The organism is Bacillota bacterium (assembly GCA_030019365.1).
Lineage (GTDB): Bacteria > Bacillota > Sulfobacillia > JACIYH01 > JACIYH01 > JACIYH01.
Window position 1 is genome coordinate 1 of sequence record JASEFA010000020.1, and the last position, 7,988, is coordinate 7,988.

8 protein-coding genes are annotated in these 7,988 nt (G+C 61.0%); all 8 read right to left on the bottom strand.

Features of this window, described 5'->3' with window-relative positions; translation table 11 throughout:
* Positions 1-100: 100 nt before the first annotated feature.
* Positions 101-331, bottom strand: a complete 231-nt coding sequence (locus QME70_13950; GenBank protein MDI6895668.1) for a type II toxin-antitoxin system HicB family antitoxin — start codon at positions 329-331, stop codon at positions 101-103.
* Between the two features lie 890 nt (positions 332-1,221).
* Entirely contained in the window at positions 1,222-2,439 is a 1,218-nt protein-coding gene (locus tag QME70_13955) for a cation:proton antiporter (GenBank protein ID MDI6895669.1), read from the bottom strand.
* Between the two features lie 3 nt (positions 2,440-2,442).
* Entirely contained in the window at positions 2,443-2,937 is a 495-nt protein-coding gene (locus QME70_13960; GenBank protein ID MDI6895670.1) for a cation:proton antiporter regulatory subunit, read from the bottom strand.
* Between the two features lie 23 nt (positions 2,938-2,960).
* Entirely contained in the window at positions 2,961-3,266 is a 306-nt protein-coding gene (locus QME70_13965; protein ID MDI6895671.1) for a hypothetical protein, read from the bottom strand.
* A 297-nt stretch (positions 3,267-3,563) separates the two neighbouring features.
* A complete protein-coding gene (gene hisB, locus QME70_13970; GenBank protein ID MDI6895672.1) occupies positions 3,564-4,166 on the bottom strand; it encodes an imidazoleglycerol-phosphate dehydratase HisB in 603 nt (200 codons plus the stop codon).
* A 294-nt stretch (positions 4,167-4,460) separates the two neighbouring features.
* Positions 4,461-5,231 carry a GntR family transcriptional regulator gene (locus QME70_13975; protein ID MDI6895673.1) on the bottom strand — a complete coding sequence of 257 codons (771 nt, stop codon included), beginning with the start codon at positions 5,229-5,231 and terminating at the stop codon, positions 4,461-4,463.
* A 107-nt stretch (positions 5,232-5,338) separates the two neighbouring features.
* On the bottom strand, positions 5,339-6,193 hold the full coding sequence (locus QME70_13980; GenBank protein ID MDI6895674.1) for a histidine biosynthesis protein: 855 nt from the start codon (positions 6,191-6,193) through the stop codon (positions 5,339-5,341).
* Positions 6,194-6,257: 64 nt separating this feature from the next.
* Entirely contained in the window at positions 6,258-7,811 is a 1,554-nt protein-coding gene (locus QME70_13985; GenBank protein ID MDI6895675.1) for a PTS sugar transporter, read from the bottom strand.
* Positions 7,812-7,988 lie beyond the last annotated feature (177 nt).

Sequence of the window (7,988 nt, forward strand, 5' to 3'; positions counted from 1 at the left end):
CCTTCAGCGAAGCCAATCTACACCTCATGCCTTCCTACAAACTGTCGAAGGCCGGGTAACGCACGCACCACATCTTTGCCGGAAACGCGGGGCAGCCTTGTCATACCGCAACCTCCACCTCGCCTATCAGCAGGTGCACGTCTTCCGCAGGTACGGCCCTACCCTGCTTCCTAAGCGCCTCGAGATAACCCTCAATAGCTTCCCGAATGTTGCCAAGCGCCTCCTCAACCGTGTCCCCTTCCGACAGGCACCCCGGCAGCGCGGGCACAGTTACCGTGTAACCTCCGCCTTGTTCGTTCCATTCCAACAGAACCTTGAATCTCGCCTTCAACCGGCTCACCTCGCCCTCTAGTGTACCACAGCCATTTCTGCGCTCAAATCCAACCACATTGCCCTCCAATGTTGCCGATGCCACGGTTACCGGAACAAGGACGAAGCCACTCCCCTCTCTGTGTGGGGGCAAAGAATGGCTACTGCACAACACCACCAGAGGCAAGTCGAAGGTTAACCACAGCACAGGGCCAGAATCCTCAACTCGTTGGAGTTATGCGACGTCAGTAGCAACTTTTGTTAGGAGATCAGCACCATCGAGCTTGTGCCACCTGGCCTGGGAGCGTTTGATCATTTGGAAGACCAGATACAGGCCCGTACCAGCTGACCTCATCCGTCTCGTTGCCCGCGTACGGAGGCGCACGGCGTCGAAGATGGATTCTATGGGGTTCTATTGTCATAATTTGCTAAGGCACCCCTAAAGCCTGCCGGGCCTGGCAGTCGCAGAGCACCCGCAGCAGCGGGCGGCCCCGGTTGTATCGGGCCTTGGTGAGGCCGCTGCCTGTTGCACTAGGCCAGCCACCTGTCCAGGTCCGCCGGCAACTCTTCGACGCTCTGTTAGAACCCGGTCGGCAGGGGACTCCCCAGGGCCTCCCCGACGGTCCGGACGAACCGCTCCGACTTGCCGCCGGTGCAAGGTCGGGACCCTGAGTGCTATCCTGACGGACGTTGCTGCCCACCTCAAGCTTAGCAAAGAGGCTCTTGTCAAAGAGCTTTTCGACTGAAGCAGCTTCCAACGGCCCCTCGAGCAGTAGACCCAACCGGGAGCCAGGCTTCCCCCATTGTTCGGATATCTCATGTTCTCTGGCACAACAGACCGCAGGTCCGCGCACCTCTTAAACCCGGAGGTACTGGATGCCCTCCCGGTCATCCGCGCTGCCGGGATGCGAATCACCGGGGCGGCCGACCCCAAGATCCGGTACCAGTGCGTCCGCCGGCCCTGCTCAGGAAGGCGTAAATCTGCGCGGAACCCTTCGTCAGCACCGGGCCCAACACGGCCAGTACCAGCACGTACACCGCGGCAAACGGCTGAAGAACGGGAAGAAGACCGCGCGTCTTAGCCAGCCCCGCCACGATGATCGAGAACTCTCCCCGCGAGAGGATCGTGAAACCGATATTGGCGGAGGCTCGCGGCGACAGCCGGGCCATCCGCCCGGCCAGCACTCCTGCCGCAAGGTTGCCGGCTACGGTGAGCGCTACCGCGGCCAGGGCCGGCCACACGGCTCCACCCAGGGCAAGGGGATCGATGCCCAGGCCGAAGCTGAAGAAAAACAGGGCCCCGAAGAAGTCCCGGAAAGGTACCACCATCTGGGCGATGCGGCGGGCGTGTTCGGTTTCGGCGAGTACCAGGCCGACCAGGAGGGCACCCACGGCCGCAGACACGTGGGCTTTTTCCGCCAGACCCGCCACCAGGGTGAGCCCGGCGAACAATGCCACCAGCAGTACCTCTTCCGAGGGTATGGCCAGCCAGCGGTTCAGGTAAGACGCCAACCGTCGCCCCAGAGCGAGGAAGCCTCCCACAAAGGCGAGGGCAGCCCCCACATGGCTGAGCGTCTCCAGCGTACTAGGCTGCGACGCCCCCGTCAGTCCGGACACCAGGGTAAGATACAGCACGATGAATAGGTCCTGAAACAGCATCAGCCCAAGGATGATTTCCGTCTCCGGGTTGGCGGTCCGCCTGAGATCCACCACCATCTTTGTAACGATGGCGCTGGACGAGATAATCGTGACCCCCGCAGCCGTCAGGGCCTCCCAGAACGGCCAGCCCATCCACCAAGGGACCAGCAGGCCCAGGGGGAAGTTGATCAGGATGTAAGCCAGCCCGCTGGCCAAAATGGACCTTCCCGCACGTAGCAGGCGCACTATGGAAAACTCCAAGCCCAGGAAGAAGAGGAGAAACATAACCCCCAGCCGGCCCATCACCTCAATGGTCGAGCCGCTCTGGATAAACCGGAAATCGAAGATGCCGAACCGCGGAGCGTGGGGACCCACGGCCAGGCCAGCTAGGATGGCAAAGGGCACGATCGACAGACGCAGCCGAGCACCCAGGAGGCCGGCCAGAGTTATGAGACTGAGGGCCAGCCCAAGCTCCAGGACCATGTTTTCCATCGCTCACCTCCCCGCCAGGATGAGCTTCTTCACTGCCTCCACCTGTCTCCGGTCCCCCATGACCAGGAGAGTCGACCCCTCCCTGATCACCTGCTCGGCTCCCGGGTTGAGCTTCTTGGTGTGATCCGGCTCGATGATGCCGATCACGGTGGCACCCGTACTCTGGCGCAGGTCGAGCTCCCCGATGGTCTTGCCCACCGCGGCCGCTCCCGGCCCTACCTTGTACCACTCCACCACCATCTCGTCAAAGGTGATCTCCACGTCCTCGAGGGCTCTGGGTCGATAGGTGAGGCCACCCAGTATCCCCGCCACAGCCCGAGCTTCCTCGTCGTCCAGGGTCACCACCGATACGGACTGTTCGGGATCGTCCGGACTGAAATGATACATCTCTCGCCTGCCATCGTCGTGGACAACCACCACCAGCTTGTCCCCACTACGGGTTTGGATTTGGAACTTCCGGCCGATCCCCGGCAGGTCGCACTCGCGTATGGAACCCATGGTCCTTTCCTCCCTCACCTGCACTACTCCGCATGATAGCAGAAAGGAGGCGGCCCGCCACACCCCAGCCACTCTGAGGCCGAGGCACAGTCAGTACTCCGCCGCCCTGGAGTAAGCGACGGGGTCCGGCGCCCGCCGCCCGAGGGCACCGCACAAGTACGCCAGCGCCCCGCTCTTTTGCCAGGGGTCACATACAGCACGACAACAGCCACCTCGGGTTCAATTGCCTTACGCTCAAACCTTTGCAGGCGCAACGCCGGATCGATCATCGGGCGAGGTCTCCCCCGCGTGAACTCGTCGTCCCCCAAATCCACAACCGTGTCCCCCATGCTCTACAACGAATCACGGAGTTGCCAGCTTGGGTCGAGGGGCGTGTTAGAATAAACGGGGCCAATCGCTTCCCGAAGGAGCACAGAAAAAGGCTGTGTCTGAGCCGCGGGCCACTTCAATGGCAATCTCCGTAAAAGGCTTGGGATGCCCGCGATGAATCCATCGTTGATCCGCATCAACTGCACTTCCAGGTCCATCTCCAGGTCGTAGATCCCTCGCGCCGGAGCTCCTAATCGACAAGCCTTACGGAACGAACACAGCAAGCAGGAAATCGGCACCGGGTCCCGGCCCAGCACCTACGAGCCGGCAGGTAAGTCCAGGACACCTTTGGTGGACAATGGCCCGCTGACTCGGTCATCCAGAGCCGCCGCCGCCCGCAAGGCAACCCCAGCTGCTTTCCAGACGGCCTCCAGTACGTGGTGAGCGTTTTCACCGTATTCCAGGTTGACGTGCAGGGTGATGCCACCTTTTTGAGAAAAAGCCTGCCAGAAGTCGGTTGCCATCTCCGTATGGAAATCCCCAAAGGAGCGAGGACTAACAGGCACCCGATAGACCAGGAAAGACCGCCCGCCCAGGTCCGCCGCTACCTGTACCAAAGCCTCGTCCATGGGGAGCAAGGCCCATCCCCACCTGCGGAGCCCTTCCCTCTTTCCCAGCGCCTGCGTGAGGGCAAGTCCCATGGCCAGACCTACGTCCTCGACCATGTGGTGCCCGTCCACCTGGATATCGCCCGTCGCCTGCACCGAAAGGTCGAATCGCCCGTGGCACGCGAAGGCACTCAGAAGGTGATCGAAGAAAGGCAGACCCGTCGCAATAACAGCCTTCCCCGACCCGTCCAGGTCGAGTTCGACCTCCACCGTAGTCTCTCTGGTCTTTCGCGCGACTTTGCCGCATCGCACGGTTACCACCCCCACAGCATCTTCAGCCGGGAGCAGCAAGCGCGATCGTGCCTCTTGCCTTCCGGCGAAGGCGCGGAATTCCTGACAGTTGAGAGCGTTTCCGGTCGAGAGCAGCGTGACCAAACTTCCATTTGACTCCTCCCCTACCCCTGCTCTTTAAATGGGTAAAGTGGTAAAGTGGCCTCTGGGAGAGTGTAACCCCTTTCCCCCCAATCAGTCAATGAGATCGAGCAATTTCCATAGCACGTATGGTATGTACCTGGGATTGCCAGGTTCCGGGCGCCGACTACCGGTTTATTTCCGTTCCGCCGAATCGACGTGGTTGCCTGGCATGGTCCCCCGACTCTGCCTGGGCATGGCCACGGAAAAGGCGTAGCGGTCCGCACGATAGTAACAGTCGACAAAACACAACGGTCGCATGTTGTTAAGGAAGGTGACATTTTTCACCCGTAGCACCGCGTTACCGGGCGAGATGAGGAGCAGCTTAGCCAAGTCGCCATATGCCACTTCGGCTTCGATAGTCTGTGTAGCTCCCGCAATACCGCGCCCGAGCTTCTCCTCCACGTAACGGTAGAACGATAGTGAACTCAAGTCCTCCCGATCGAGGCCCGGCACCAGGGCAGCGGGTGCAAAGGTGGTTTCTACAGCCATGGGCTCGCCGTTGGCCAGTCTGAGTCGCACCAGTTCCCATACTTCCTGCCCTTTCGGGAGAGCCAAAGCAGAGCGCACGTCCGGCCGAGGAACAGCCCGACCAAGCCGGAGGACTCGAGACGAGGGGATCAACCCCCGCTCTTCCATCTGCTCCGTGAACCCCTGGAGATGGGTGAGTGGGTAGCTAGATTTCTCAGAACGCACGAATGTGCCCAGGCCGGCCTGACGGTACACGAAACCCTCGTTCTCCAGGAGCGAGAGCGCCTGACGGACAGTGTGCCGGGAAACCGCGAACTCGGACATAAGCTCATGCTCCCCTGGCAGGCGGTCTCCCGGTTGCCAGTGCCGGCGGGCTATGCGTTCGCGGAGTGTCTCTGCAATCCGGTAGTATAGCGGCACAGGACTGCCCCTCACGGTCATGCCAACCCCCCCAAATGCATTCTATCCCAGTCCCCGGTTCAAAGAAAGGGGCGCCTTGCCCATGGCGCCCCGGACCTCTCTAAGCCCTGTCTCCGCCTCTCCTACCCCGAAGCAGCTCCATTCCGGAGGAAGAGCTCAACAGCGTCTCTCACAGCCTTCCTGGCGGTATCGTCAAAAGTCGTACCGATCACCAGGATGTTCACACCCGTGCCGCGAAAGGCTCGGAAATTCGCGAGATTGATGCCCCCCTCGGCCAGGGTAGGGCAAGACACCGCCCCGATCAAAGCGGCCAGGCGGTCCCGGATCAGAGAGGGGATTTCCCCGGCCTTGACGCCCTCGTAACTCATCCCGGTCATGAGACCGATCAGGTCGACACCGGCAACCTCCATCTGCTTGGCCACCGCCGCCACTTCCTCCGGACTTTCCGCCGGAACGCCGAAGGGGTGTAGATCAGAGGGGTGAGCCACGTAAGCATCTACCAGAAGACCATAGGCATGCGCAAGCCCAACGATGTCCCTGAGGTCTTCGAGATCACTCTTGTGCACGTGCAGCCCGTCTGTCCCGGCTTCCGCGATGAGTAGCACGTCATGCTCTTTCAACGGACGCGGGATCGTTTCCGTAAATCCCCCCGGGATACCTGCGGTGATGAATATCTCCGGTCCTACGACCGCCCTCACTCCACGCACCACCTCTGCCATCTGCTCCACCGAGATCTCGTGACGCACGGCTTCGGCGGCGTGCATGCTTGTTACCCCCCGGTGGCCCCGCGCGAGCGCCACCGCCGGATGGTTGGGCTCCAGAAGCCTGGCTCCGGCTTCTACAGCCGCCATGGCAAGCCGAGCATCGTCACCCGTGATCCCGGTGGCCAAGATGGTAGTGCCTCCGTGCAGCTCAATTGCCTCCAGGACTTTCCGCATCGCATGTTCCCGTTTCCGCTTCATGTCTCCGCGGATCACTTGATGTCAACTCCCTTCCGCCCAGGGCGCCACTCGTTTTTTCTCCCCCCAGCGCCCGAGAGCATTAGCGGACCCTGGCTTTAGCCCTCTTGTTAGCAACGGCGGTTAATGCAAAGGCGGAACCCAGCGCTATGAGCATTGAGATGAAGAAGCCAAGTGGGTTGTTGGACATGGCCGGCGCTACCACGGAGGGCACGTAGGCCGTACCCCTTACGTTCATCAGCCCCACAAAGGCTCCCGAAATGGCTGCCGAGATCAACGCCCCTGCAAACACAAGCCGGTCCGAGAACATGAAGGGGTAGGCCGCCTCTACGAACGTGCCGAAACCCACATTGACCAAAAACCCTGGTGCGGCTACCGTGGCCTCGTCCTTTGTCCTTGGGAAGATGATGTTAGCCAGCGTTATGCCCGCCGACACCATGACCAGGCCACACATGTCGATCGCGCCCAGGAAGCTGTTCCCGGTCTTTTCCATCTCCAACAGCACGATGGGGAGGATGGCAGCGTGATACACCCCACCCATGATGGCGGGCCAGATGAGAAATCCGGCTACCGCGCCAGCCAGGATCCCGCTGAATGCCAGGGCGGTGTTGATGATGGCGCGGATGCCCTCACCAGCCCATAGGGCAACCGGCGCGATCAGGAAGTAGACCAGGAGCCCGGCTGCCAGTCCGGAAACGCCCCCCGACACGATGTTCGCCGTAGTGGCCGGGAACCTCCAATTGAAGCATAGCGTGAGCAGGTACGGGACAAGGATTCCAGCCAGAACGCCTCCTATGATGCCGCCGATTATGCCGCCTTGCACGGAAAGCGTTCCCGCCACCACACCGGCTACGATCGCCACTTCATCCAGCCCCGAAACCTGTTTGGCCGCCACTGCTGCCACGATGACGGGAAGAGCCGCAATCATGGTGTCGAAGATCTTGCTAAACTCGCCCAGAAAGGGGATCTTCCCGAGCGCTAGCGTTAGAGCCATGGCGATGAACCCGGGCAACGAAGCCATCATTATGCCCCGGAAGTTGACTCTCTGCCAGGGCGATCCCTGACCTTGGATAACACCACTCTTGCCGATCACCGGACGGTACTTCAACTGCCAGTGCTTGGCCAGGGCCGACACTCCTGCAATGGCTCTGGTACGGTTCGTAGTCCCCGTGGTACCGGACACGGCGATGACCTGGCCACCTGCAGCCCGAACTTTTGCCATAGAAGTACCGCCCGTACCCACTATGACCAGCTTGCGCGCCACTGCAGCCTCGACGCTGGCCCGGTTGACACCGTCCGGGTCCGCGCTGACCAGAAAGAGAGCATCGATTTGCCCGGCAGTTACCTCTCGCGCCAGCTGCTCGTCGTACTCTCGAGCCTTAGAGTTTACCTCTCTGAGGGTACCCTCGAACACCACGCTGGGGGTCCCGTTTTCCAGCGTGTAGAGCGCCGCGGGAGTTTCCGGCCTGGCCTGATCCATGGAGGCCCTGGCAGCCACGAACAGAACCCGAGAGACCTTGATGCCAGCCGCCTCGGCCTGCTGGCAAACCTCCTGGATGAGATTGACCGGGTCTTTACCACCGAGGTTGTACAGATTCCCACCGCTCGACCCAACCAGAGCAACTTGACGACTCATCGACCTACCTCCCCTCGCATTCGGTTGTACGGACATCCGGTCATATCTTAACACATTCATTCCTGCGGAGCAAGTCCATACGAGGTGCCTTGTTATCGGTCTGTGATATTGTCACCCTCTAACCCGAGTTCGACAGTTGAGAGGCACATGTGGGAACGCTGGCGAGAGTAGAACCCA